Annotated in this window: 22 protein-coding genes; 12 read left to right on the forward strand and 10 right to left on the reverse strand. The window is 74.7% G+C overall.

Annotated features, from left to right (window positions below; translation table 11 throughout):
* Positions 1 to 4: 4 nt before the first annotated feature.
* Together DCW30_RS10475 and DCW30_RS10480 are read right to left on the reverse strand one after the other, a co-directional pair.
* A complete protein-coding gene (locus DCW30_RS10475; RefSeq protein ID WP_076685261.1) occupies positions 5 to 688 on the reverse strand; it encodes a response regulator in 684 nt (227 codons plus the stop codon).
* Positions 685 to 2988 (reverse strand): sensor histidine kinase, encoded by a 2304-nt coding sequence (locus tag DCW30_RS10480; RefSeq protein ID WP_076685262.1) that lies wholly within the window; start codon positions 2986 to 2988, stop codon positions 685 to 687. Before DCW30_RS10480 ends, DCW30_RS10475 begins: the two co-directional genes overlap by 4 nt.
* A 278-nt stretch (positions 2989 to 3266) precedes the next feature.
* Here DCW30_RS10480 and DCW30_RS10485 point away from each other — a divergent pair, with 278 nt between their 5' ends.
* Entirely contained in the window at positions 3267 to 3818 is a 552-nt protein-coding gene (locus DCW30_RS10485; RefSeq protein WP_335755780.1) for a DUF5707 domain-containing protein, read from the forward strand.
* A 117-nt stretch (positions 3819 to 3935) separates the two neighbouring features.
* Here DCW30_RS10485 and DCW30_RS10490 read toward each other — a convergent pair whose 3' ends face one another.
* Positions 3936 to 5504: a carboxylesterase/lipase family protein gene (locus DCW30_RS10490; RefSeq protein WP_076685263.1), complete on the reverse strand. Its 1569-nt coding sequence runs from the start codon at positions 5502 to 5504 to the stop codon at positions 3936 to 3938.
* Between the two features lie 97 nt (positions 5505 to 5601).
* Here DCW30_RS10490 and DCW30_RS10495 point away from each other — a divergent pair, with 97 nt between their 5' ends.
* Positions 5602 to 6174 (forward strand): TetR/AcrR family transcriptional regulator, encoded by a 573-nt coding sequence (locus DCW30_RS10495; RefSeq protein ID WP_062774530.1) that lies wholly within the window; start codon positions 5602 to 5604, stop codon positions 6172 to 6174.
* A 206-nt stretch (positions 6175 to 6380) separates the two neighbouring features.
* Complete coding sequence (locus DCW30_RS10500) at positions 6381 to 7064, forward strand: DUF4232 domain-containing protein (RefSeq protein ID WP_076685264.1); 684 nt, start codon at positions 6381 to 6383, stop codon at positions 7062 to 7064.
* A 169-nt stretch (positions 7065 to 7233) separates the two neighbouring features.
* On the opposite strand, the gene DCW30_RS10505 is transcribed toward DCW30_RS10500, so the two are convergent.
* The gene (locus tag DCW30_RS10505) at positions 7234 to 7449 is read right to left on the reverse strand and encodes a hypothetical protein (protein WP_234381531.1); all 216 of its coding nucleotides are present in this window, start codon (positions 7447 to 7449) and stop codon (positions 7234 to 7236) included.
* A 191-nt stretch (positions 7450 to 7640) separates the two neighbouring features.
* On the opposite strand from DCW30_RS10505, the gene DCW30_RS10510 reads away from it, so the two are divergent.
* Both DCW30_RS10510 and DCW30_RS10515 read left to right on the forward strand, forming a co-directional pair.
* Positions 7641 to 8006: a PH domain-containing protein gene (locus tag DCW30_RS10510; RefSeq protein ID WP_076685265.1), complete on the forward strand. Its 366-nt coding sequence runs from the start codon at positions 7641 to 7643 to the stop codon at positions 8004 to 8006.
* 163 nt (positions 8007 to 8169) lie between these two features.
* Positions 8170 to 9120, forward strand: coding sequence for an SGNH/GDSL hydrolase family protein (locus DCW30_RS10515; RefSeq protein ID WP_076685266.1), 951 nt, complete (start codon positions 8170 to 8172; stop codon positions 9118 to 9120).
* Between the two features lie 37 nt (positions 9121 to 9157).
* Here DCW30_RS10515 and DCW30_RS10520 read toward each other — a convergent pair whose 3' ends face one another.
* Complete coding sequence (locus DCW30_RS10520) at positions 9158 to 9418, reverse strand: hypothetical protein (protein WP_076685267.1); 261 nt, start codon at positions 9416 to 9418, stop codon at positions 9158 to 9160.
* Between the two features lie 202 nt (positions 9419 to 9620).
* On the opposite strand from DCW30_RS10520, the gene DCW30_RS10525 reads away from it, so the two are divergent.
* Positions 9621 to 10079, forward strand: a complete 459-nt coding sequence (locus tag DCW30_RS10525) for a DUF7144 family membrane protein (RefSeq protein ID WP_076685268.1) — start codon at positions 9621 to 9623, stop codon at positions 10077 to 10079.
* Between the two features lie 188 nt (positions 10080 to 10267).
* Here DCW30_RS10525 and DCW30_RS10535 read toward each other — a convergent pair whose 3' ends face one another.
* Positions 10268 to 11179 (reverse strand): LysR family transcriptional regulator, encoded by a 912-nt coding sequence (locus tag DCW30_RS10535; protein WP_232626771.1) that lies wholly within the window; start codon positions 11177 to 11179, stop codon positions 10268 to 10270.
* Positions 11180 to 11332: 153 nt separating this feature from the next.
* Here DCW30_RS10535 and DCW30_RS10540 point away from each other — a divergent pair, with 153 nt between their 5' ends.
* Positions 11333 to 12601 (forward strand): SGNH/GDSL hydrolase family protein, encoded by a 1269-nt coding sequence (locus DCW30_RS10540; protein ID WP_076685269.1) that lies wholly within the window; start codon positions 11333 to 11335, stop codon positions 12599 to 12601.
* Between the two features lie 31 nt (positions 12602 to 12632).
* On the opposite strand, the gene DCW30_RS10545 is transcribed toward DCW30_RS10540, so the two are convergent.
* Together DCW30_RS10545 and DCW30_RS10550 are read right to left on the reverse strand one after the other, a co-directional pair.
* Positions 12633 to 13022 (reverse strand): hypothetical protein, encoded by a 390-nt coding sequence (locus tag DCW30_RS10545; RefSeq protein ID WP_076685270.1) that lies wholly within the window; start codon positions 13020 to 13022, stop codon positions 12633 to 12635.
* A gap of 371 nt (positions 13023 to 13393) precedes the next feature.
* The gene (locus tag DCW30_RS10550) at positions 13394 to 13807 is read right to left on the reverse strand and encodes an SH3 domain-containing protein (protein ID WP_076685271.1); all 414 of its coding nucleotides are present in this window, start codon (positions 13805 to 13807) and stop codon (positions 13394 to 13396) included.
* Positions 13808 to 13980: 173 nt separating this feature from the next.
* Here DCW30_RS10550 and DCW30_RS10555 point away from each other — a divergent pair, with 173 nt between their 5' ends.
* From DCW30_RS10555 to DCW30_RS10565, 3 genes are all read left to right on the forward strand, one after another.
* A complete protein-coding gene (locus tag DCW30_RS10555; protein WP_076685272.1) occupies positions 13981 to 14841 on the forward strand; it encodes a hypothetical protein in 861 nt (286 codons plus the stop codon).
* A 285-nt stretch (positions 14842 to 15126) separates the two neighbouring features.
* Positions 15127 to 16152 (forward strand): endonuclease/exonuclease/phosphatase family protein, encoded by a 1026-nt coding sequence (locus DCW30_RS10560; RefSeq protein ID WP_076685273.1) that lies wholly within the window; start codon positions 15127 to 15129, stop codon positions 16150 to 16152.
* Between the two features lie 34 nt (positions 16153 to 16186).
* Entirely contained in the window at positions 16187 to 18211 is a 2025-nt protein-coding gene (locus DCW30_RS10565; protein WP_079250052.1) for an FUSC family protein, read from the forward strand.
* 64 nt (positions 18212 to 18275) lie between these two features.
* On the opposite strand, the gene snpA is transcribed toward DCW30_RS10565, so the two are convergent.
* The gene (gene snpA, locus DCW30_RS10570) at positions 18276 to 18944 is read right to left on the reverse strand and encodes a snapalysin (protein ID WP_076685274.1); all 669 of its coding nucleotides are present in this window, start codon (positions 18942 to 18944) and stop codon (positions 18276 to 18278) included.
* A 218-nt stretch (positions 18945 to 19162) separates the two neighbouring features.
* Between snpA and DCW30_RS10575 the strand changes: the two genes are divergently transcribed.
* A complete protein-coding gene (locus tag DCW30_RS10575) occupies positions 19163 to 20137 on the forward strand; it encodes a LysR family transcriptional regulator (protein ID WP_062774507.1) in 975 nt (324 codons plus the stop codon).
* Positions 20138 to 20169: 32 nt separating this feature from the next.
* On the opposite strand, the gene DCW30_RS10580 is transcribed toward DCW30_RS10575, so the two are convergent.
* Positions 20170 to 22263 carry a PhoX family protein gene (locus DCW30_RS10580; protein ID WP_076685275.1) on the reverse strand — a complete coding sequence of 698 codons (2094 nt, stop codon included), beginning with the start codon at positions 22261 to 22263 and terminating at the stop codon, positions 20170 to 20172.
* 267 nt (positions 22264 to 22530) lie between these two features.
* Here DCW30_RS10580 and DCW30_RS10585 point away from each other — a divergent pair, with 267 nt between their 5' ends.
* Positions 22531 to 24198: a VWA domain-containing protein gene (locus DCW30_RS10585; protein ID WP_119271257.1), complete on the forward strand. Its 1668-nt coding sequence runs from the start codon at positions 22531 to 22533 to the stop codon at positions 24196 to 24198.
* Positions 24199 to 24254 lie beyond the last annotated feature (56 nt).

Here is a 24254-nt window from a genome sequence, read left to right on the forward strand (position 1 = left end):
GGCGTCATGGGTGCGGGCCCGGTGGGTTCGGGTGGGTCAGGCCCAGGTCGTAGGCGAGGATCGTGGCCTGGACCCGGTCCCGTAGGCCCAGCTTTCGCAGGAGCGCGTTCACGTGGGACTTCACCGTCCCCACCGTGATGCGCGACTCCTCGGCGATCTCCGCGTTGTTCAGGCCCTGCGCGACCAGGGCCAGTACGTGGCGTTCGCGGGCCGTCAGGGCCTTGAGGACGTCGCCGGAGGGTGTGCCCGCGGTGGGTCCGGCGGGCGCCGACGCGTAGTGGGTGATCAGGCGCCTCGTCGCGGACGGGGAGAGGACGCTCTCGCCCGTCGCCACCACCCGGATGCCGTCCAGGAGTTCGGGGACCCGTACGTCCTTGAGGAGGAAGCCGGAGGCTCCGGCGCGCAGGGCGTCGAACACGTACGCGTCCAGGTCGAAGGTGGTCAGGACCAGGACGCGCGGCGCGTCCGGGCGGCCGGTGATGACGCGGGTGGCGGCGATGCCGTCCGGTTCGGGCATCCGGACGTCCATGACGACCACGTCCGGCGCCAGCTCCTCGGCGAGGCGCACCGCCGTGGCGCCGTCCGCCGCCTGCCCCACGACCGTCATGTCCGCCTCGGCGTCGATCACGACCACGAACCCCGCGCGGACCACTCCCTGGTCGTCGGCCACCAGCACCTTGAGGGTCATCGCTCCTCCACCGTCTCGTCGGCGGCGTCGTCCGTGCCCGGCCGGCGCAGGGGCAGGCTGAGCAGGACCGTGCCCTGCGGGTCCGTCGTCACCGTGCCGCCCAGCGCCTCGACCCGCGCCGACAGGCGTTCGCGCACCGCTGCGGAGCGGGCCGCCCGTGCCACCCCCGTGGCGGAGAGCAGCAAGTCGGTCCCCGAGGCGTCCAGGCGGAGCCGCGCCGGGGTCTCGTCCTCCGGGGCGAGCAGGGTCTCGGCAGCGCTGTACGCGGCCAGGTCCACGGCGGCGGGCAGGCGTTCCGGCACGCGGTCGGTCAGGTGGATCTCCACGTCACGCCCCGTCGCCCCGCACTGCTGGGCCAGCAGGTCGAGGGCCTGGAGCGTCGGCTGCGGGCGCAGGCGCGGCTCCGCCTCGCCCTCCCTGACGGTGTCGAGCAGGGCACGCATCGCGGCCAGGGCCTCGCGGGCGCGCTCCGCCGTGGCTTCGAGCCTGCCCGCCTCCGCCTCCGCGACCACGTCGGCGGTACGGGCGAGCACGGTGGTCTCCAGGCCTGCCGCGATCCGGCGCCGCTCGGCCCACGCGTCCCGTACCGCCTCCTCCGTCCAGGCGGCGACGCGCTGCTCCCGCTCACCCCGGTCGGCCTTCTCCCGCCTGCCGCGCAAGGCCCCGCACCACCCGGCCGCGCCGACCGCGGCGGCCGCCCCCGCGACGGCGCAGGCGGCCACCGCCCAGGCGGGAGCCGCCGTGCCCCGGCCGAGGACGGCGGCGGTGGCGGCCCCCGCGTGCGCCGCCACCGCCGCGAGGCAGAAGGCGAGCGGCAGCCGTGCGGGGGTGTGCGCGGCGGCGGCAGCCGCGCACGTGGCCATCAGGCTGAGCGCGGGCGGCAGGGCCGCGGGGCCCGTGTAGTCGCCCGCGGCCATCGCCACCGGCCAGAGCAGGGCGAGGCCGAGCAGCGCGCCCCGCGCGGCGAGCGGCGAGCGGCGCAGCCAGAGCAGCGCCACGGCCTGGGCCGCCGCGAGGAGCGCGAACAGCACGCCCGCCGAGACGTCCGTGCCGCTCGACGTGGCGTCCGCCCGGATGATCAGGGCGGGCAGCAGCGGCTGGAGGACCAGACCGGCGGCGGCCACCAGCTGCGCCGCGCGGTAGCCGCGCGTCTCGGGCCCCTCGGCCGCGGACGCCGTCCTGCCGGGCAGGACCGCGCGCACCTCCCAGCCGCCCGCCTGTGTGGGACCGCTGGACAGCGTGCCGCCCGCCTCCCGCGCCCGGGAGCGCAGGAAGCCCGTGCCGCGCCCGCCGCCGAGACCGGTGCCGTGCGCCGCCGCGCCGGCGGGTGGCGCGGCGCTGGTCACGACGATGTCGGTACGGGTGTCCGCGTGCCGGCACACCACCCGCGTACGGGCGCCGGGAGCGTGCCGCGCCACATTGGTCAGCGCCTCGCGCACGATGCCGTACGCCGCGTCCGCGAGCGTGCCCTCCGGCAGCGGATCGATCTCGCAGTCCACCTCCTGGCCGAGGCGGCGGAAGCCCGCGACCAGGTCGAGCAGCCGCTCGTCGGGGGACGGCCGGCCCTCCCGCGAGGGCGCGGGGCCCCGTACCGCGCCGAGCGCCCGGGTGACCTCGCGGCCGGTCTCCGCCGCGAATGCCAGCGCCTCGTCGGCCATCTCCGGGCGGCGCTCGCGCAGCCCGAGCGCCGCGCCCGCCGTCACCACCACGGCCGTCAGGTGGTGGGCGCTGACGTCGTGCAGCTCCCGCTCCATGCGGCGGCGTTCGGCGGCCGGCAGCCGGTGGCGTTCGGCCTCGGCACGCCGCAGCCGCCGCTCGGCCGCCCGGCGCGTGGCGCGGGCCCGCCGCACGCGGATGCCGGCGCCGCACGCGGCGGCGTACAGCAGGGCGGTGAGGACGAGGTCGAGGCCGTCGCGGTCGCTGAGCCCGTGCAGGCTGATGTCCTGCAACAGCTGCCAGCCGGCGAGCGCCGCGCCGCAGAGCACGGTGGTGAACGTGTCCCGCGCGACCGCCACGGCGAAGAGGGCGAGCGCGACGCCCGCCGTGCCGAGGACCGCCATCGCCCCCGCGGGCAGGGGGCCCGCGCCGAGCGCGCAGGCGGCGGCGGTCACGACCAGGGCGAGCACCGGCCGGGTCCTGCGCAGCGCGAGGGCGGCCGTCACCACGCCCGCGACCAGCGCCCAGACGAGGAGGGACACCCCGGACGGCACGGTCCCGCGCACGAGCCACGCCCCCGGCCACACCAGGGCCTGGGCGCAGATCAGCAGGACCGGGAGCAGCCGGTCGTCGGTTCGCGTCATGTCCTGACCAGGCTATGGGCGGCGCCGGGCCGTCCGTCTCCGGCCCAGGGGGGATTCGCCTCTCTTACCTGGGGTGCAGACGCGCCGCCCGCCGGGCCGGGGGTGGAGAGGGCCGGACGCTTCTCCACCTCCGGTTGGACGGGCCGGTCATCCGGCCGCCCGAGGTGTTCCGGGGCGGGGCGGCCATAGATTCGAGGCACCATTCCGTTTCCGTTCCGGAGGTCCGTTTCCGTTCCGGAGGCGGGCTTGCCTGTTCAGCCGAACTCTGGGGGTCTCCCATGGCCGAGCGTATGACCGAGCACGTGACCGACCGTCCGACCGACCGCCTGCCCGACCGCACGCCCCAGAGCGGCCTTGGACGCGGCCGTGGGCGCGTGTCCCGGCGCGTTCTCCTGTCGTCCTTCGTCGGCGTCGCCGCCCTCGGCTCCCTGACCGCGGGCGGCCTCGCCATGGCCGCCGGGAGCGACGGCGGCGAGCCGTCCCTGGCCCACGCCTCGGCCCGACACACCGCGCCGTCCGGGCACGGCGCCGGCTCGCTCACGTTCACCGTCGACGTCCAGGACGACTCGGGGGTCCGGGGCGTACGCGTCCTGCCCTGGCCCGCGAGCTCGAAGCTGGACCCGACGGAGGCGGAGCTGCGGCACGCGGAGCGCGCCACGTGCCGCGGCACGGCTGAGGGCACGTCCCGTTGCACGTACACGCTGAAGGTCACGGAGAAGGACGCGGCGCAGTCGGCGCCGGGCCGGTGGTACGTCGCGGTGCGCGCGGAGGCCCAGGACGGCGGCAGCGTCCACGTCCCCCGTGCCGCGGCCTTCGACGTCACCCGCTGAACCCCTGGCCGGGGCGCTCCTCGGCCTGCCCGCCGTGACCGGCGGGGGCTCCGACGGACGGCGGAGGCCTACCGTGCGCCGGCGGAACGCGAGAGACCGCCGCGCGCGTCGCGTCCGTCAGCCGACGCTCTTCCAGAACGCGTACCGGTGGTCGCGCGCGAAGTCCGCGCGGTCCCAGCGCTCCGCCGACAGCGACTGCACGTGCCGGTCGCCCTCGCGGAACCTCGGCCAGTCCGTGCGGCCCGATCCGGCGAAACCGACCCAGGTGCGCAGCAGCCGGTCGCGGAACGGCTCCTGCTCCGGCCGCACGTCCTCGAAGAGCGCCAGGTCGAAGAAGTAGGCCAGCTCCGCCATGTGTTGGGCGCGCGGGGCGAAGCTGGGCCCGGGGTAGCCGTTGAACCAGGGCGTGTCGTCCTCGGCGAACTCGTACATCCGCGTCGGCGTCCACCTCGCCAGGAGCCGCGCGGTGTCCAGCGTCGGCGTCGCCCACTCGGCGTCGGTCAGGGCCGCCGCCAGGGCCTCGCCCGCCGAGCCGTGGGCGCTCAGGGGGTAGCGCTCCAGCACGGCGTCGGCGTCGGGGCCGAACTCCGCGCGTACGGCGGGTTCGTACTCCTCGGGCCTCATCGGCGCGCCCCCGGGCGCCAGTTCGCGGCCGAGGACCCTGCCGCGCTCCTCGTCGCGGTTGACCCCGATGAGCACCGGCACGCGGTTGAACCGCCCGGTGCGCAGGGCCTCGGCGGGCGCGAGCGGCATCAGGTCGGTGCCGGCGACAGGCCGGGGCTCGTTGAACGCCCCGTACGCGTCGAGGAGTTCGGCCACCGGCTTGCGACGCAGGCAGACCGCGGTGTGCCGCTCGCAACCGACCTTCTCCGTGACCCGCTCCGCCTCCGCCCGTGCCTCGGCCCTGGTGCGGGAGCCGCCCGTGGCGCAGGGCGCGCTCTGCAGGACGGCGCGGTCGAAGAGGCCCGCGGACCCCGGTGAGGCGAGGTGGCCGCAGACGCTGTATCCGCCGCCCGACTGGCCCATGAGCGTCACGTTGCCCGCGTCGCCGCCGAAGGAGGCGGCGTTCGCGCGGACCCAGCGCAGGGCCGCCTGCTGGTCCTCCAGGCCAAGGCCCTCCGCGCCCTCGACGGCGGGCGAGCCCTGGAAGCCCATGATGCCGAGCCGGTAGTTCATCGACACGACGACCGCTCCCTCGGCGGCCAGCCGCCGCGGTCCGTACATGTCGCCGGTGCCGTACATCAGGCTGCCGCCGTGGATCCAGACGATCACCGGGCGCTCGCCGTCGGACGCGGCGGGCGCGGTGACGTTGAGGTAGAGGCAGTCCTCGCTCTCGCTCGGCACGCCGATCGGCAGGCCCTTCGGCTGGGCGCAGGGCGCGCCGGGCCGGGTCGCGTCGCGCACCCCCGGCCAGCGCGCGGCGGGCTTCGGCGGCGCCCAGCGGCGCTTTCCGACGGGTGGGGCCGCGTACGGGATGCCCTGGAAGGCGCGCACGCCCGCCTCGGCGGCGCCCCGCACGGCGCCGCCGGTGGTGGTGACGACCGTGCCGCCGCCGGCGGGCCGTTCGTGCGCCGCCGTGGCGGACGCGGGAGGGGCCGAGGACGGTGCGGCGGCCGTGCCGAACGCCAGGGCGGCCAGCGCGAGGGCGGTGACGGACCACCGGGAAACGCTCCGTGTGTGTCTCATGGCGAGGACCGTAGGCCACGGTTGGGCGTTCGCGCAATACATATGTATAGATCGGACGCCTCATACAGTCGTCCACGCACTTGGTACGCTGCCGGGCATGGGGAACCGTGAAGCCCTCCTCGACGCCGCGAAGACGTGCCTGCGCGAGAACGGGTACGACCGCACCAGCGTCCGGGACATCGCCACCGCGGCCGGCGTGAGCATGGCCGCCATCGGCTACCACTACGGCTCCAGGGAAGCGCTGCTCAACAAAGCCCTGTTCGAACTCCTCGACGCCTGGGGCGACTCGGTGGGCCGGGCGCTCCGGCCCGATGCGGACGGCTCGTCGAAGCGCCACTTCGAGGCGATGTGGGAGAGCCTGATCGCGGAGTTCACCGCCCACCCCGACCTGTGGCTCGCGTCGATGGAGCTGTTCATGCAGGCCCGCCGCAACCCCGAACTGCGGGACGCGCTCGCCGGCGGCACGGCCGAGGGCCGGCGCGGCATGGCGGCGATGCTGGCGGGCGTCCCCGAGGACGAGGTGCCCGAGGCCACCCTGCGCTCGGTCGGCAGCGTGCAGCTCGCCCTGATGTCGGGCGTGATGATCCAGCACCTGAGCGACCCGGCCGCGGCGCCCACGGCGGCCGAAGTCCTGGAGGGGCTGCGGGGTTTGGCGGACCTGGCGCGCTGAGGGGCCCCGCGGGCGGCAGCCGGACGTGAGCGGGGAGGCAGCGGTACGTGAGCGGGGAGCGGAAGACTCGGGGGTGTCAGCGGGACGCCGCGGCGCGGCCGGCACGTGACCGGGCCGTCGCGCGCCACCTCACCTCTCCGTCCTCCGCTGCCTCTTCGGCCCACGTCTCTCCGGCCTCACGGCCCGCCACTCCCGGGGGAACTCCCATGCCCACGTCCCGCAGCCGCGCCACCGTCCTCGCCGCCGCGGGCGCCGCCGCGCTCGCCCTGTCCCTGACCGCCTGCGGCGGGAACGGCTCCGGCCCGAAGGCGGCCGCACCCGCGGAGGCGACCGTCGCGGTGGACCCCGCCAAGAACGAGGCCGGGGAGAAGAACGCCGACGCCGAGGCGGCCACCGTCTCCCGCGCCGGGCGTGCCGAGCGCGCCGAGACCGCACGGTCGGCCAAGTCCCCCGGGGCCACCGTCGCCGCCGCGCCCGTCTGCACCACCGAGGACCTGAAGATCAGCGCCGCGCGGCACGGCGGCCCGCCCCACACGCACATCGTCCTCACCGCGAAGAACACCTCGGGCCACTCCTGCCGGATGACCGGCCACCCGGAGATCCAGTTCCTGGAGAGCCACCGCGGACACGTCCCGCCGGTCGCCAAGAGCAGGCCCGCCGCGCCCGTCGTCCTCAAGGCCGGCGCGCCCGCGTACGCCATGGTCCGCCTCTCGGACGGCGGCGTGGACGAGCCCACCGAGCCGGTCAGCGGTTTCTCCGTCACCCTCAAGGGCGGCGGCGGCACGGCGGCCGTGACGGCTCCGGGCCGGGGCGGCATCGCCGTGGACCCGGCGGCCTGGCGGACCGGCTACTGGACGTACGAGCTGCGCAACGGCGCCGACGACTTCTGAACGGCGAGGCGGGCCAGGCGGGCGCAGGCGTTCGACGCCCCCGTCCCCTCGGCCACGCCGGGCGCCTGACGGACGGGGCCCGGACGGTGCGGGCCGTCGGCGCCCACGACGGTGCGGCGGGCGACGGGCTGCGGGCCGCGGCGGATGGACGACAACCGGCAGCGGTGGCTCAGGCGTTCGCGTCCCCGGCGTCGGCGGCGTTCGAGCCGCTGCCCCTGCGGCCGCTCGGCTTCGCGGCCGACGCGGCGATCTCGGCGGCGGCCGTGGTGGCCTTGGCCACGCCCCTGACCCAGCGCGGGCCGCCCCGTGCCGCCCATATGACGGCGCCCAGGCCCGCAGCAGCGATCAGCACCGCGATGCTGAGCAGCAGCACCATCATCGTCATCCCACCCCACTGGTACAGGGCCCTTGAGGGCCCTTCGTACGGGCCCCCGATTCTTGCAGACCCATGGGCAGGGCTTCACGCGTCGTGCGGGCGCCCGCTGCCGCCGCGACGCCCGCCGCACGGTCCGGTCGGACGCCCGTCCGGCTAGGGTCGTACGACTTACGCGACACCGTCGTCCCAGGGGGACCCGCATGGCACTCTTCGGCAACGCCCACACCATCAACCCCGCCGGCGCCCAGCAGGAGTACGCGAGGCTGCTCGGACACGGCGAGCAGGTGCACGCCGCGTACCTGCTGATACGCGACACGATGCTCTTCACCGACCGGCGGCTCATCATGGTCGACAAGCAGGGCATCACCGGCAAGAAGGTCGAGTACCACTCCGTCCCCTACCGCAGCATCACGCACTTCTCGGTGGAGACGGCCGGGCACTTCGACCTCGACGCCGAGCTGAAGATCTGGATCTCCGGCAACGCGACGCCGCTCCAGAAGACCTTCACCAAGGGCGTCGACATCTATGAGGTGCAGGCGATCCTGACCCAGTTCGTCGCCCGCTAGGCCTGTCGGCCGGGAGCCTGTCGACCGGGAGCCTGTCGACCTCGGGCGCGCCCTTCGGCCATTCGGCCACGGCCGGCGTCTCTGGCAGGCGCATGCCTTCCGCCGTCCGCGTCCCTGTGCTTGCCTTGGGGCCGTTTCGGCGGACTGGGGCGGGAGTTGCCGCATGCGGAAGCTGTGGAGCGCGGGGGCGCTGGTCGGTGCGCTGTTGCTGGCGGGGTGCGGGGACCCGGGGTCGGGGAGCGGCGCCCCGCCGCCTCGCGCCCCGGACGCTCCGGTCGCCGACACCCCGATGGCCGCCCCCACGCCACGCCCCGAGGCCTCGCGCCCGGCCCCGTCGGCCGCGAAGCGGCAGCGGCACGCGCGGAAGGCCGGGACACGGGCCCCGAAGGTGCTCTACCTCGGGGACTCCCTCGCGATGGAGAACCAGGACGACCTGGGCGACCGGCTCAAGAGCCGCCTCGGGGCCCGCTACCGCAGCGCGCCCTACTCCGGCACCACCCTGTGCGACTACCTCGAAGGCGCCGGCGAGGACTCCCTGGTGCCGGAGAAGCACAAGGCCGCGGCGCTGGTGCGCGCGGAGCGGCCGGACTTCGTGGTGCTCCAGTTCTGGGGCAACGCGTGGGGCTACACGCCGTGCATGGACGGCATCACGTACGACGAGCGGCGCACGGAGTACCTCGCCCGCTACCGCGCCGACGCGGCGAGGCTGGCCGCGCAGATCGAGGGGGCCGCCGGAAGCGGCCGTACGCGCGTGGTGTGGGTCCTCCAGGGCCCCGACCCCATGACCCCGGACCGCGTCCGCCGCGTCAACGGCGTCTACGAGGCCAGGGCGCGCGCCTCGGACGACCTCACCGCCGACGCCGGCCGGGCGGTCGCCCCCGCGTCGGCCCGCTACACCTGGGCCGAGAAACTGCCGTGCACGCCGCACGAGAAGCGGAACCCGGAGTTCTGCACGGACCGGGGGCAGGGCCGCACCGCGCTCCACCGCGGTGACGACCCGCTGCACTTCTGCCTGGCCCCGACCACGGCCAAGTCCCGCCCCTGCCCGGTGCGTTCGCCGGGGATACGGCGCATCACCATGGCGGTCGCCGACGCGCTGGCGAAGGCGTCCTGACACCGCCTCCGTCCCCCAGGCCGGGTCTCGGGACGGGTCAAGGACGGGTCGAGGCCGGGTCCAGGACGGGTCTCAGGAGCGGGGCGTGAAGCCCGCCCTCGCCGTCGGCCACCGCCGCCACCCGCGTCCGTTCCTCGCCCTCCCGGCAGAGCACCAGGGCACTGGCCGCCGCCGTGTCGGTGAGAAGGCCCCGGGCGGCCCCGAGCAGCAGGGCGCGCGCCCACCACGGCACGCCGCCGGACCGACCGCCCGTCCGCCCCGACCGCCACGGGAACGCGGCGGCCACCGCGAGCACCACGGCTCCGCCGGCGTAGGGACGCGTGGCCCTGCGGTCGTTGTCCGAGCATCGCCATCCCCCCGTGGGGAGGAAGCGCGAACCCCGGGTTCCGGCCCGGAGCGGCGGTGGTCGTCCTCCCTCACCCGTTCGGACCAGGTCCGCTCGCCGCACCCCGTACGGCCGTCACACGCTGTGAACCCCCGACAGAGAGCGAGGACCGGCCATGAGCAGCGCCACGGCACACGAGGGCGAGCCGGGCCACGGCCACGCGCACCGGCACGACCACGGGAGCGACCCCAGTGCCTGGGCCGGGGGCGGCACCCTGTTCGCCGGGGTCCTGATGCTGGTGAACGGCCTGCTCGGCGTGTTCGCGGGCATCGCGGGCATCGCCAAGGACGACGTCTACGAACGCGTCGGCGACTACGTCTACAAGTTCGACCTCGCCACCTGGGGCTGGATCCATCTGATCCTCGGCCTGGTCATCGCCGCCACCGGCTGGGGCATCCTCAAGGGCGCGGGCTGGGCGAAGGCGGTCGGCGTCGCGCTGGCCGCGCTCGGCATCGTGACGCAGTTCCTGTGGCTGCCGTACACGCCGGTCTGGGCGGTCATCTCCGTCGCGATCGGCCTCTTCGTCATCTGGGCGCTCTGCACGGACACCTCGGAGCAGCGCACCGGCCCCTGACGGCGCACCGGCCCCTGACGGCGCTCCGGGCCCTGACGGCGCTCCGGCGGCCATCCGACGGTCCGACGGCACGGCGGCCATCCGGCGGTCACAGCGGCCCGGCGGCCATCCGACGGCCCGACGGCCCGGCGGCCCGGCGGCCCGGCGGCCCGGCGGCCGTCCGGCGGTCCGGTGGTCCGGTGCGTGCGTCAGAACGCCGCCGGTCCCCCGTTCGCCTCCACCGCGTCGCGGACGGCCGCCGCGAACGCCTCCGTCCGGGCGTTCGCGCCCGCCGTGCGCCAGACCAGGGCCACGTCGGCGGACGCCACGTCCCGCAGCGGCACGAACGTGACGTCGGGGCGGGCGTAGTAGTGCTCCACCGAGGCCACCACCGGAGAGACCCCCTGGCCCGCCGCGACCAGCGTCATCAGTTCCTGGAAGCTCGCCACCGCCTGCCCGCGGCGGATCACCCGGCCGCTCGGCGTGCGCGGCGGCACGTGGAAGTCCCACCAGTACGCGGGGGCGCCGTTCACCACGCCGAAGAACGTCTCGCCCGCCAGCTCCTCCAAGGAGACCGACGCCCGCCCGGCGAGGGGGTGGCCCACCGGCAGGGCGAGCAGGCGGGGTTCGTTGATGACGACGGGCCCGACCGTCAGGTCCGGCTCCTCGACCGGCAGGCACGTGAAGAGCACGTCGACCTCGCCGCCGCGCAGGGCCCCCAGCGGGTCCTGGAACTGCGTCTCGCGCATCCGCACCTCGCAGCCGGGGCGCCGCTCGCGGAAGGCCGAGAGGACCGCCCCGGTCAGCGACCCCGCGCCCGAGCCGAGAAAGCCGACGGACAGCTCCCCCTCGACGCCCCGCGCGGCGTCCTTGGCGCGGGCCACCACCGCCTCCATCTCCTTGTGCAGCGGCGCGATGTCCTCGTACAGCCGCCGCCCCAGCGGTGAGAGGCGGACGACCCGGCTGGTGCGTTCGAAGAGCGGGGCGCCGATCTTGCGCTCCAGTTTCTTCACGGTCTGGCTGACCCGTGCCTGGGAGAGCAGGAGCCGCTCCGCCGTACGGCCGAAATGCAGCTCCTCGGCCAGCGTCAAGAAGGTCTCCAGCTCCTGGCGTTCCACCACGTACCCCCCGTGACCTGCGTCGATAAGCGTGAGTGCGTCGATCGTTGCATGGTTCGCCCTTGATGCTCCCGCACGGCGGGCGGATCTTGGGATCACCGGCCGGACGGCAGCCGCCGCACCAGCCTCCCTCCTCCCAACTCCCCGGAGCCCACGATGCTTTCCCGTGCCCGCACCACCGTCCTCGCCGCCGCCTCCGCCCTCGCCCTGACCGCCGGGCTCGCCCTCACCGGCGCCCACGCCGCCCCCGACCGCGCGGGCAAGGGTCCCGCCTGGACCGCCGCCTGGGCCGCGTCGCCGCAGCGGCCGAGCACCGGGTTCGAGCCCAACTGGTCGGAGGACGGTTTCAGCGGCCAGACTCTGCGCCAGGTCATACGCGTCACGGAGGGCGGTGACAGAGCCCGCATCCGCCTCTCCAACGCCTACGGGTCCTCGCCGCTCAGGATCGAGGGCGCCACCGTCGCCCGTACGGAGAAGGGGGCGTCGGTGCAGAAGGGCTCGGTCCGGCGGCTCACCTTCGGCGGCAAGCGGTCGGTGAGCGTCCCGGCGCACGAGCAGCTCTCCAGCGACGAGGCCGGGCTGCGGCTCGCCCCCTTCGAGTCGGTCACGGTCACCCTGCACCTGGCGGGGACGACCGGGCCCGCCACCTTCCACGCCCAGTCCTTCGCCACCAGCTACCGGGCGGACGGCGAGCACACCGCCGACACCGGCGCCGAGGCCTTCGGCGAGTCCACGGAGTCCTGGTACTACCTCTCCGGTGTCGACGTCAGCGGTTCGAGGCCGGCCAAGCGGGACGGCGTCGTCCTCTTCGGGGACTCCACGACCGACGGCTTCGCCTCCACCGCCGACCGTGACCGCCGCTGGTCCGACGCGCTCGCCGAACGCCTCGCGGCGGCGGGCACCGCGCGGCCCGTGCTCAACGCCGGCATCGGCGGCAACCTGGTCCTCAACGACTCCGCCTGGTACGGGGAGCGGAGCGCCAACCGGTTCGCGCGGGACGCGCTCGACCTGCCCGGCGTCGGCACGGTCGTCGTCCTCCAGGGCGTCAACGACATCGGTTTCAGCGAGAGCGACACTCCGACCTACAAGCCCGCCCCCGTGGTGTCCGCCCGTGACCTCATCGAAGGCCACCGGGAGTTGATCCGCCAGGCCCGCGCCAAGGGCGTCAGGATCGTCGGGGCCACGCTGCTGCCGTTCGGCGGCTCCGACCACGACGGGAAGCGCGCGGCGGCCGTCAGCGACGCGTTCAACGACTGGGTCCGCACCTCGGGCGAGTACGACGCCTACGTCGACTTCGACAAGGCCCTCGCCGACCCCGACGACCCGCAGCGGCTCGCCCCGGAGTACGACAGCGGCGACCACCTGCACCCGAACGACGCCGGGTACCGGGCGATGGCCCACGCGGTCGCGCCGAACGCGCTGTGAGCACGCTCGGCGCGGCCGTCGGCGGCCCGGCTCAGGTTCTGGCCGTGCAGTAGTGGTAGTAGGTCATCACGAACGTCCCGGCCGCGACCGCGAGCGACACCACGGCGCAGGCCAGCACGCTCCTGCCGCTCTGGTTGTACAGGAAGCCCAGCGCCGTCCCCGTGAGCACCGCCCACGACAGGGCGCGCGGCCCCGGGGGGAGTTTCCCGCCCACCCGGTGCAGGGCGGTGACCAGGGCGGTCAGCACGAGGCCCGACAGGACGCCGAGCAGCACCTTCCCGGCGGTGACCGGCCCGCCGTGGATGGCGTTGGTCGCGACCCAGAAGCCGTAGGCGAGGCCGAGGAGCAGCGGCAGGGCCCGGGCCGCGGTCGAACCGGACCGCGAGGCGGGCGCGTGACGGAGGGGGGCGGCATGTGCCATGACGGTTCCCTTCTCGGCCTCGCCGACGCGAAGCGGACGGGGCCTCAGCGGTTGCCGGGGGTGGTTCCGGTTGCTGCCGGGTCAGCGGTCGTCCCCGGGGGACCGGTCGCTGCCGGGTCAGCGGGTGCCCCGGGAATGGTGGTTCCGGTTGCTGCCGGGGTCAGCGGCTGCCCCGGGGCTGCTGGTCCCGGGGCAGCTGGGTCAGCGGTCGTGCCCCGGGGGGGCCGGTGGTCCCGGTCGCTGCCGGGCCATTGGTCACCCCGGAGGTGGTGACTCCGGTCGCTGCCGGGCCGGCGAGCGCCCGGGGGCGGGGTTCCGGGTGCTGCCGGGCCAATGGCCGCCCGGGAGCCGGGGGTTCCGGTTGCCGGGGGTCAGCGCCTGCTGTAGGCGCACGGTTCGTGGCAGTCCCGGTCCTTCGATTCCTTCCACTTCGGGCACGGGTCCTCCTCGGCGCAGCTCGGCACGTGCCACCCGTGGGTGTCGATGTACGCCGCGCTCACCCAGCCGCCGACGCCGGTCAGCCAGTACCAGACGGAGTTCCCGTGGACGGCGGTGCCGCGCGTGGCGCAGTCGACGCGGTCCTCACTGCCCTTCGGCAGCTTCGCGACGATGCCGCCCGCGGTGCTCGGCTGGTCCCTGACCTTCAGGTCCGGGGTGGAGACGACGGTGCCCCAGATGACGCCGTCGTCGCCGTGCGCGGGACTCGCGGCGGTGGCGGAGGCGGCGGAACCCACGGTCAGCAGGGCCGTGACGCCCGCCGCCCCCAGAGTCGATGCGATGCTCATGATCGGCCTCCTCGTCCCCTCATCCAGGTAACACCCGTTCGGCCGAGCCCTCCACCGGAAGCCGCTTCGGCCCGTCCCCGCCCCGGCGGTCGGCCCCCCGCACGCGCCCCTCGCTTGCCCCATATGCAGTCGCCCCGCTCGCGCCGCCCGTGAGCTGGGCCTTGCCTGGATGCGTGCCCCGCAGCGTCCGCAGCAGCCTGTCCGCAGTCCTCCTCGTCGTGGCCTGCCTCCTCGTGCCGCTCGGTGCGCTCTCGGCCTGGGCGAGGTACGAGATCGGGGACGAGGACAGCTACGTGGCGGCCATGGCGCCGCTCTCCGCCGACCCGGCGGTGCGCACGGCCGTGGGGGACGCGGTCACCGACGCGGTGATGAAGGAGATCGACGTGGGCCCGCTCCAGGGCACGGTCAAGGCCTTCGTACGCGACGCGGTGGCTTCGTTCACCGGTACGGCGGCGTACGAGACCGCCTGGAAGGCGGCGAACCGCGCGGCGCACGCCGCCGTGGAGCGGGCCCTCGACGACGACTCGGGCGGCGAGGTCTCCATCGACCTCGCGCCCATCGTCCAGCGGGTCAAGCAGCAACTGTCCGACGACGGCGTGCCCTTCGCCTCGAAGATCCCGGTCCGGCACACCGAGGTCACGGTCCTCGACTCCGGGGACCTGGGCCCGCTACGGAAGGGCTTCCACGTGCTCCAGACGGCCGGCCCCTGGCTCCCGGTGGCGGCGGTGGTCCTCGCGGCGGCGGGCATCTTCCTGTCCCTCCGCCGCCGCAGGGCGGTCATCGCCACGTCCGTGGGCGCGGCTCTGGCGGCGGCGGCCCTGGCCGCGGCGGTCGCCCTCACCCGCACGCTCACGCTGCGGGACCTCCCCCCGGACGTCTCCCACGACGCGGCGGCCGCGGTCTACGACGCCCTGACGGAATCCCTCCGGGCAGCCGCGTGGATCATCATGGCGGCGGGCGCGGCGGTGGCCCTGACGACGTGGCTGACAACCCGCCGCCCCCGCGAGAAGCGCCGAAACGAGACCCCCCGCTAGGACCACGGGGAACGGCACGCCAACCCCCCACCGCCCCGCGGACGACGAACACGACCAGCCCCCCAGGGGGCGCGAGGAACTGCGCGCCAAGCCACGACCCACCCGCAAACGACAAACGAGACCAGCCCCGCAAGGGGCGCGAGGACTGCGCGACAAGCCCCCACCAACCCGCAGACAACGACCCACCCGAGAAGAAACGCCGCCCCCGAGGAAGGAACCGCCCCCCGGCGAGCAACCGTTACGGGGAGAGGACCCCGGCAGCACCAGCCAACCGAAAGGCCGGCCTTGAACAGCGAGACCGTCACCCGCGACACCCAGCGGGACGAGGCCGACGAACCGGGCCGGAGGCCAAGGGGCAGAGGCAGAGGCAAGGCCGCCCTCGCCGCCCTGCTGCTGACCGCGGTCACCGCGATCCTCGCCTTCCGCGCGGCGGACTCCGACGGCTTCACCCCGGTCACCCAGGCCCTCGCCTTCCTGCCCTGGCTGCTGGTCCCCGCGGCCACGGCCCTGCTCCTGACGGTCCTCGCGAGATGGCGGACCGGCATGGTGTGGGCGGTGGCGGCGCTCGGCGGAGTCGCCTGGTACCTGGAGCCGTACGGCAACACGGACGCCCCCGAGGGCCCCGCCGTGGCCGAACTGCGCGTCATGACGTCGAACGTGGAGTTCGGCAGGGGCGCCCAGGGCCTGGTGGAGGCGGTCCGCGAAGAGGACCCCGACCTCCTCTTCGTGGAGGAGTGCGACCCGGCCTGCTCGGCCCTGCTCCGCAAGGAGCTGCCCCGCGGCGACTACCCCTACCGTGAGGCGGTGGAGGCGTACGGCGCGGAGGGTTCCGCCATCCTCGCCAAGGTCCCGCTGAAACCGGCGAAGGGCATATCCGGCACCCTCGGCATGCCGGGGGCCGTGGCCGAGGTGAAGGGCCATGAGATACGGGTCCAGCTCGTCCACCCGATGCCACCGCTGCCCGACGGTGTGGGCCTGTGGCGCGAGGAGCTGGGCAGAATCAGGGACTACGCAGCCGCGGGCGAGGGCCGCCCCACCATCGTGGCGGGCGACTTCAACGCCACCCAGGACCACGCCGCCTTCCGCTCCGTCCTGGACGCCGGGCTGCGCGACGCCGCCCGCCTCGACGGGACCTCACGCGCCCCGAGCTGGCCCGCCGCCGCGCCCGCGCCGCTGGGCGCCCAGATCGACCACGTCCTGGCGACCCCGGACTTCTCGGCCCGTGACGCCCGCTTCCTGGAGATCGGCGACACGGACCACCGGGCCCTGGCCGTGACCCTGACCCTGCATCGCGCGGAGCCCGCGGACTGACCGGAAAGCCCCGCATACCGGCAATACTGGACGCATGCCTCGTGAGACCCCTCCCACCCCTCCGGAATCCCGCGAGTCACGCGCATCACGCGGCCCCCAGCGCCCCCTCGCCCCGCCCGCCTGGCTGGTCAGGTCGCTCAAGCCGCAGTCCGCGCCCATCCCCTGGGCGGCCGTTGCCCGCGCCTCCGTGGCGATGGCGCTGCCGCTGGCCATCGGCATCCTCGCGGGGCACCCCACGTACGGGGCGCTCGCCTCCATGGGCGCGCTCTCGGGCGTCATCGGCGACACCGCCGACGCCTACCGCATGCGCATCCTCAACATCGCCGTGCCGCAGCTGTTCGGCGCCATCGGCGTCACCCTCGGCTCGCTCGCCTTCGGCCACGGCTGGGTGGCCGTCGGCGCCGTCACCCTCGTCGCGCTCGTCTCCGGGATGATGTCGACGATCGGCGCCGTCGCCTCCGTGTCCGGGCTGCTCCTGCTCCTCAACTGCGTGGTCGGCGCCGGTCTCCCGATGCCGGGCCAGTGGTGGCTCGCCCCGGCCCTGATGACCGGCGGCGGCCTCCTCGTGCTGGCCCTCGCCCTGCTCGCCTGGCCGCTGCGGTCCGGCGTCCCCGAGCGCGCCGCCGTCGCCGACTCCTACCTCTCCGTGGCCGCGCTCCTCGAAGCCGCGGGCACCGACGCCTACGACGACGCCCGCGGCGCCGTCACCGTCTCCCTCAACCAGAGCTACGACCTCGTTCTCGCCCGCCGCGCCCTCGACCACGGCCGCAACGCGGAACTGGTGCGGCTCGTCGCCCAGTTGAACGCCCTCACCCCGATCGTCGAAGCCGCCCCCGCCGCCCACCAGTGGGCCCGCCACGCCCGCGTACGCCTGCCCGCCGAGGTCCCCGCGGCCGTCCGCGCCCTCGCCCAGGCGGTGTGGCGCGGCGGCGAGGGGCCGGACAGGGGCGGCGCGCCCGCCCTGCCGGAGCTGGCCGAGCCGCGGGACCACGCGTCCCGGGCCATCGACCACGCCGTGCGGCACGCGGCGGAGACGCTCGGCGACCCCGACCCCCTCGGCGTCATCGAGACCGACGACCGCCTCGGCCGGCCCGCCGCGCTGCGGGTCCGCGCCCGCCGCGCCGCCCGCAACGTCATCCTCTCCGGAGCGTCCTGGCGCTACGGACTGCGGCTCGCGCTCTGCATCGGCATCGCGCAGTCCCTGGTGTCGTTGATCGACGTGCCCAGGTCGTACTGGGTGGCGCTCACCGTCACGTTCGTCCTCAAGCCCGACTTCGGCTCGGTGTTCTCGCGCGCGGTCCTGCGGGCCCTCGGCACGGCGGCGGGCCTGGTCGTCGCCGCCGTCGTGCTCAGCGAGGTGCCGCACGGCTGGTGGGACGTGCCCGTGATGATGCTGCTCGCCCCGCTCATCCCGGCCCTGACCACCCGCGGCTACGGCCACCAGACGGCGGCCATCACCCCCGTCATCCTGCTGCTCTCCGACATCCTCAACCACCAGGGCCTCGGGCTCGTGGCGCCGCGGCTCGTCGACAGCCTGCTCGGCTGCGCCATCGCGCTCGTCGCGGGCTATCTGCTGTGGCCGGAGAGCTGGGGGACCCGGATCGGCGACCGGCTCGCGGACACCGTCGCCGACACCGCCCGGTACGTGGAGTGCGTCTTCGGCGCCCACGAGGACCCGGCGGCCAGGGCCCGGATGCGCCGCCGCCTCTACCGCGACCTGTCCGCCATCCGCTCCGAGTTCCAGCGCGCCCTGACCGAGCCGCCGCCCACCGGTTCGCGGGCCGCAGCCTGGTGGCCGCTGGTCGTCGCGGTGGAACGCGTCCTGGACGCCACGACCGCCGCGCGCGTCCGCATCCGGCACGGCGCCGAGGAGCCCGCGCCGGAGGAGATCGCCGAGGTCGTCGCGGAGCTGCGGGGGCTCGCGGCCGGTCTGCGCGCCTCGTCGCATCTCAGGGAGGTGCGGGCCGATTTCACCGTGGGCCCCAAGGACAGCGTCCTCGAACCCCTGCGGCAAGAGGTGGGGGCCGCGCGGGCCATCGCGTCGCCGAAGACGACGTGACGGTGGCGGCCCGCGCGGCCCCCGTGGGCCCGCGTCAGGGACGTGGGCCCCTCCGACCGGTCACTCAGCGGTCGGCGTCGACCTTCTGCAGCGCCTTGGCGAACCCGTTCGCCCAGAGCTGGTCGACCTTCGCGCGCTCGGTGGCGTCCGGCTGCGCGTTGGTGCAGGACGGGCCGGGGCCGCCGCCCGACATCAGCTGGCTGCACGGGCCGTCGTAGGTGTCGGGCAGGCCGAGCACGTGGCCGGTCTCGTGGGTGGTGACGCGCGTCGAGTCGTACTCCTCGTTCTGCGCGTAGTCGAGGAAGACGTAGCCGTTGCCGTGGCCGTCGCTGCTCGCGTACGAGCCGCGCGGGTCGTTGCCCTCGCGGTACTCGAAGCTGGCTCCGGAGGTGCCCGCCTGGAGCTTGACGTTGGAGACGGAGCTGTTCCAGATCGACGTGCTGCTGGCTATCTGCGAGGCGAAGGTGGGCGCTCCGGAGGCGTCGTAGACGACGGTCACGGACTTCGCGCCGGGGTTGGCCGCGCGCTTCTCGGCGACCGCCTTCACCACGGCCTCGAAGAATGCCTTGTTGTTCTTGGCCTCCGCCTTCGAGCCCTCGTAGGCGGCCCAGGAGGAGGTGGCGGAGTGCGCGGAGGCCGTGGGGGCGGCGGTCGCGGCGGTCGCCGAGGTCGCGCCGAGACCGGCGACGGCGAGACCGATGGCGGCGGCGACGGAGAGGTAACGCTTGCTCATGTGTGGGGGGCTCCCTATTCGTTCCACGACCGTGGGGGGTCGATGAAAGGTGAACGGATCGGTAGGGGTGAGTCTCGGGGAGCATGTGACGCCCGGGGATGATGGCAACACCCGATAGCCCGGAGCTATCACCCCGCGCACACCTGTCCGGAACGGATCGTTCTCATGGGGTTTGGGTATCTGGTGCGGCGGCCGTAGCGGCTCTACGCTCATCGACCATGGAGCTCGAGGTCCGGCACCTCCGTGCGCTGTGCGCCATCGCCGACAGCGGCAGCCTGCACAAGGCCGCCCGCCAGCTCGGGATGAGCCAGCCGTCGTTGACGACCCAGTTGCGCCGCATCGAGCACGCGCTCGGCGGCCAGCTCTTCGCCCGCGAGCGCACCGGCTGTCGCCCGACGCCGCTCGGCCGCGTGGTCCTCAGCCGCGCCCGCCCCCTGGTCACGGAGATGAGGGCGCTGGTCACGGAGACCATGGCCGCCGCCGCACGGGCCACCGAAGGGCCGCGGCTGCGCGTCGGTTCCACGGCGAGCCGCGCCATACCGGGCTGGCTGCGCAGGCTGCGCGTGCGGCTGCCGGGCACGGAGATCTCGCTCCAGATGGACGTCTCGGCCAACGCCCTGCTGCGCATGGTCGCCGACGGCCAGCTCGACGTCGCCTTCGTGCACGAGGTGGAGGGCAGCCCGCTGCGGCTGCCGGAGACGCTCCGAAGACGCGTGCTCCTCGACCGCGAGCCGCAGTTCGTCTCCCTCGCCGCGGACCACCCGGCGGCGGAGCACCCGGTCGTCAGCCTCCGTGACCTCGCGGCCGACCGCTGGATGGTGGACCCCACGGTGGACGGCGAGTGGGACGGCCTGCGCCGCGTCCTGACCTCGGCCGGCCTGAACCCCCCTGTGCTGCACGGCGACTACCTCACCGCCGCCTCCCTCGTCGCCTCCGGCGAGGTCGTCACCCTGTGCCAGCCCACCTCACGGGGCCGCGCCGACATGGCCGTACGCCCCCTCGACGGCGACCCCCTGGGCGTCCGCCTCCTGGCGGCGGCGCGCACCGACGACGAGCTGGACGCGGTCTACGGCGAGCTGGAGGCCGCGTACTGGGAGGCCGCCCAGCAGTCCCCCGCCTACGCCGAGTGGCTGCTGCGCGCCGGCGAGACGCGCGCGGCGGCCACCGGGACGCTGGTTCCCGCGTCCCGGTAGCCGCCGAAGCGGCTGGATGCTCCCGCGCGGGGTCAGACGCCGATGTCGCGGCCGTCCTCGCGCCAGACGGAGACGACCGACGGACGGACGATCTTGCCGGGTCCGTCGGGCCAGGCGCTCGCGGGCTTCTCGACGGACGCCCCGTCGACCTCGCCCGGATGCTGCACGGAGACGAGCACGCGCCGGTCCTGGACGATCGGCCCGCAGGTCTCCGCGCCGTTCGGCATGGTCAGGAACTGCTTGAGCTCACCGCGCCGGCTGCCGCGCGTCGCGACGCCGAAGAGGCCGTCGTGGGAGCCGAGGTTGTTGCCGTCGGTGGAGATCCACAGGTTGCCGTGCGGGTCGAAGGTGACGTTGTCCGGGCAGGAGATCGGGGAGACCCGCTCCTTGGGGTAGCCCGCGAAGTACGTCGCGGGGTCCTCCGGGTCACCGGCGACGAGGAACAGCGACCAGCCGAAGGTCAGCGCGTCCGCGCGGTTGTGGCGCTCGGTCAGCTCCAGGATCTGGCCGTGCTTGTTCAGGTTGCGCGGGTTGGCCTCGTCGGCGCCGGCCTTGCCCGGCTTGCCGCGGTCGGAGTTGTTCGTGAGCGCCACGTAGACCTTGCCGGTGTGCGGCGACGGCTCGATGTCCTCGGGGCGGTCCATCTTCGTCGCCCCGACCTTGTCGCCGGCCTGGCGCGTGAAGAGGTACACCTCGTCGGCCGTCATGCCCTTGACGTGGCTGACGGCCTTGCCGCCGGGGCCCGCGGTGGCCAGCGGGATCCACCTGCCGCCGCCGTCGAACTCGCCGTCCTCGGGCAGGGCGCCCTTCCCGTCGATCTCGTCGGCGGGCGAGTCACCGGTCAGCTTGGCGACGTACAGCGTGCCCTCGTCGAGCAGGCTGAGGTTGTGCTCGTGGGCGGCGCGCGAGGTGCCCTTGGCGACCCGCTTGCTGCTGACGAACTTGTAGAAGTAGTCGAACTTCTCGTCGTCGCCCATGTAGACGACCGGGCGGCCGTCGTGGGTGAGCCGCGGCTGCGCGGCCTCGTGCTTGAAGCGGCCGAGCGCGGTGCGCTTGCGCGGGGTCGAGTCCGGGTCGTACGGGTCGAGCTCGACGACCCAGCCGAAGCGGTTGGCCTCGTTGGGCTCCTTGGCGAGGTCGAAGCGGTCGTCGAACCGCTCCCACTTGCGCTCGGAGGCGCCGCCGACGACGCCGTAGCGCTTGAGGCGCGCGGCGGTGGTCGGGTCGGTGACCTTCTCCGCGTTGGCGAAGTACTGGTTGAAGTTCTCCTCGCCGTGCAGCGTGGTGCCCCACGGGGTGGTGCCGCCGGCGCAGTTGTTCAGGGTGCCGAGCACGGTGGTGCCGCGCGGGTCGGCCTTGGTGCGCACGAGCGGGCTGCCGGCGACGGGCCCGGTGAGCCGGAACCGGCTGGTGGCGGTGAGCCGCCGGTTGAGGTGGTGGCGCGGAACGGCGGTCAGCCTGCCCTTGCGCCGCTCGCCCTCGACCACGACGACGGAGAGGCCGTGGGCCGCCCAGGCGATCTCGACCTGCTCACGGGTGGGGTTCTCGGGGTCGTACCCCTTGAACATCAGCACCTCGTCCGTGTACTCGTGGTTGGCCACGAGGAGCTGGCGGTTGTGCTCACGGCGCAGCGGCAGCAGGCTCAGGAAGTCGTTGTTGTAGCCGAACTGCCCGGCCTGCGCCTTGGCGCTCTGCCGGTCGGGGTCGAAGGCCGGGGCGCCGCGCAGGATCGGCTCGCCCCAGCGGATGACGACGTTCTGCTCGTAGCCGCCGGGGACGGTGACGGTGTCGGCGGTGTTCGGCGCGACGGGCGTGAAGCGGAGGCCGCGCGCCGCCTTGGACCTGCTGCTGCCCTTGCGACCCTCCGGCACGGCCGCGGCGGCCTCGCTCGCGGCCGGGTCGGCTATGACCGCGCCGCCCGCCGCGGCGGCGACCGTCACGACGGCGGCGGCGCGCATCATCGAACGGCGGCTGAGGGCACCGGCGATGACATCGCCGACGTACTCGTTGTCGCTGGTGTTGGGCACCTCTTGGAAGCAGGCGTCACCGCAGCGGAAACGACAGGTCAGGGCGGAACGGCCGCCGCTCCCCTGATGCGAGGTGACGATCGGCAGCAGCTTCGGCACGGGTCCTCCGTCGTGGTGTTACTCAAGTCTTTGGCTTGTTTCCGCCGTGACGGTATGGGCGGAGATCGGCAAGGCGGCGGCCTGCGGGTGAACGGCGGGTGAATCCGTGACGCACGAGGAGGAGTTGGCACGGGGGTGTCGCGGGGCGGCACGGGCGGGCGGGAACGGGGGCCGACCCTGCCCAAGATCGCCACGGGCGGCGGCTAACCTTACGTGTCCGCCCTGGCCAGGGATTACGGGAATCAACTCACGCGAAGGGTTGCGCACATGGGCATTCTGAACCGCCTGCGGAACGCGTTCGGTCGGTCACGCAAGATGGAACCGGTGTCCGAGGGCGCGTCGGAGCCCACGCAGCCCGCGGAGGCCCCGCAGCAGCCGGCGAGCATCCCTTCACCGTCCCCGGAGCCGTCCCCGGCCGCCAAGGCCTCGGTCCCCGCGCCGAGCCCGGAGCCGGCCCCGGCCGCGTCCGCCGCGGACGACCTGGTGGCAGCGGCCTTCGACAACGTGACGGTCCCCCCGGCCCGCCGCGCGGACACCACCCCACCTTCCGCGGAGCCGAAGCCTTCCGCGGAGCCGGAGACCGAGGTGACCCCGGCGGCGGAGCCGGAGCCCGAGCCGAAGCCTTCCGCGGAGCCGGAGACCGAGGTGACCCCGGCGGCGGAAGCGGAGCCCGAGCCGAAGCCCACCCCGGAGGCCGCACCGGAGCCCGCCCCGGCGGCGGAAGCGGAGCCCGAGCCAGAGCCCGCGCCGGACGTTGCGCCCACCCGTCCCGCCGTGCGGGACGCCTGCCCACAACAGGAGCGGACCGAGCCCGGAGCCGAGCCTGCGGGTGGGCCCGAGCCCACAGCCGAGACCGCGGGTGAGCCCGAGGCAGAAGGCAAGCCCGAAGCCGAGACCGAGGCCGAGCAGACCGCCCCCGACACCGCCGCCGCTGTGGGCAATCGTCCCGCAGGGCGGGACGGGTGGGCACAGCCCGAAGCCGCGGCGAGCGAAGCAGCGACGTCCACCCCGGCCGAGCCGGAAGCGGCGGCACAGCCGGAGATCCCCGCCGAACCGGAAGCCGCTGAGCCCGAAGCCGCGAAGCCCGAAGCGGCGGCCGAGCCGGAAGCCACCAGCACCCCGGCGGAGCCGGAAGCGGCGGCACAGCCCGAGGCCCCGGCGGAGCCCGAAGCGGCCGAGCCGGAAGCCACCAGCACCCCGGCGGAGCCGGAAGCGGCGGCACAGCCCGAGGCCCCGGCGGAGCCGGAAGCCACCGGTGTCCCCGAGGCGAAGCCCGCCCTCTCCGCGGCCAAGGTGCGCGCCAAGGCCCCGGCCCTGTCGGCCCCGTACAAGGCAGCCGGCGCCACGCTGCGAAAGCGCGGCCTCACCGGAGTCCGAGCCCCCGTGTACCTCGTCCTGGACCGCAGCGGCAGCATGCGCCCGTACTACAAGGACGGCTCCGCCCAGAGCCTCGGCGAGCAGGTCCTCGCCCTGGCCGCCCACACGGACCCCGAGGCCACCGTCCACGTCGTCTTCTTCTCGACGGACATCGACGGCACCGGCGAGCTCACCCTCACCGACCACGAGAACCGCGTCGACGAGATGCACGCGGCGGCGGGCCGCATGGGCCGCACGAGCTACCACCGCGCCATCGAAGAGGTCGTGACCCACTACGAGAAGTCCGACCACGCCCGCAACAACACGCCCGCCCTCGTGGTCTTCCAGACGGACGGCGCCCCCGACACCAGGGGCCCGGCCACCCAGGCGCTGGCGGACGCCGCGAAGCACCCGCTGTTCTTCCAGTTCGTCGCCTTCGGCGAGCACGACGCGAAGGCCTTCGACTACCTCCGCAAGCTCACCGCGGACAACGCCGGCTTCTTCCACGCGGGCCCGGCCCCGCGCGAGCTCACGGACAAGGAACTGTACGAGGGCCTGCTGGCGAACTGGCGCCCGTAGGACGCGCCCCGCGCCGCCCGACCCCACCACCAGACGGACACCGAGACCGGGGGCCA

The sequence above is a fragment of the Streptomyces alfalfae genome (genome assembly GCF_004127445.1).
Lineage (GTDB): Bacteria > Actinomycetota > Actinomycetes > Streptomycetales > Streptomycetaceae > Streptomyces > Streptomyces alfalfae.

Excerpts from the sequence above, each read along its gene's own strand:
- DCW30_RS10475 (WP_076685261.1), bottom strand. The coding sequence starts at position 688 with ATGACCCTCAAGGTGCTGGTGGCCGACGACCAGGGAGTGGTCCGCGCG.
- DCW30_RS10480 (WP_076685262.1), bottom strand. The coding sequence starts at position 2,988 with ATGACGCGAACCGACGACCGGCTGCTCCCGGTCCTGCTGATCTGCGCC.
- DCW30_RS10485 (WP_335755780.1), top strand. The coding sequence starts at position 3,267 with ATGGCCGAGCGTATGACCGAGCACGTGACCGACCGTCCGACCGACCGC.
- DCW30_RS10490 (WP_076685263.1), bottom strand. The coding sequence starts at position 5,504 with ATGAGACACACACGGAGCGTTTCCCGGTGGTCCGTCACCGCCCTCGCG.
- DCW30_RS10495 (WP_062774530.1), top strand. The coding sequence starts at position 5,602 with ATGGGGAACCGTGAAGCCCTCCTCGACGCCGCGAAGACGTGCCTGCGC.
- DCW30_RS10500 (WP_076685264.1), top strand. The coding sequence starts at position 6,381 with ATGCCCACGTCCCGCAGCCGCGCCACCGTCCTCGCCGCCGCGGGCGCC.
- DCW30_RS10505 (WP_234381531.1), bottom strand. The coding sequence starts at position 7,449 with ATGACGATGATGGTGCTGCTGCTCAGCATCGCGGTGCTGATCGCTGCT.
- DCW30_RS10510 (WP_076685265.1), top strand. The coding sequence starts at position 7,641 with ATGGCACTCTTCGGCAACGCCCACACCATCAACCCCGCCGGCGCCCAG.
- DCW30_RS10515 (WP_076685266.1), top strand. The coding sequence starts at position 8,170 with ATGCGGAAGCTGTGGAGCGCGGGGGCGCTGGTCGGTGCGCTGTTGCTG.
- DCW30_RS10525 (WP_076685268.1), top strand. The coding sequence starts at position 9,621 with ATGAGCAGCGCCACGGCACACGAGGGCGAGCCGGGCCACGGCCACGCG.
- DCW30_RS10540 (WP_076685269.1), top strand. The coding sequence starts at position 11,333 with ATGCTTTCCCGTGCCCGCACCACCGTCCTCGCCGCCGCCTCCGCCCTC.
- DCW30_RS10545 (WP_076685270.1), bottom strand. The coding sequence starts at position 13,022 with ATGGCACATGCCGCCCCCCTCCGTCACGCGCCCGCCTCGCGGTCCGGT.
- DCW30_RS10550 (WP_076685271.1), bottom strand. The coding sequence starts at position 13,807 with ATGAGCATCGCATCGACTCTGGGGGCGGCGGGCGTCACGGCCCTGCTG.
- DCW30_RS10565 (WP_079250052.1), top strand. The coding sequence starts at position 16,187 with ATGCCTCGTGAGACCCCTCCCACCCCTCCGGAATCCCGCGAGTCACGC.
- snpA (WP_076685274.1), bottom strand. The coding sequence starts at position 18,944 with ATGAGCAAGCGTTACCTCTCCGTCGCCGCCGCCATCGGTCTCGCCGTC.
- DCW30_RS10575 (WP_062774507.1), top strand. The coding sequence starts at position 19,163 with ATGGAGCTCGAGGTCCGGCACCTCCGTGCGCTGTGCGCCATCGCCGAC.
- DCW30_RS10585 (WP_119271257.1), top strand. The coding sequence starts at position 22,531 with ATGGGCATTCTGAACCGCCTGCGGAACGCGTTCGGTCGGTCACGCAAG.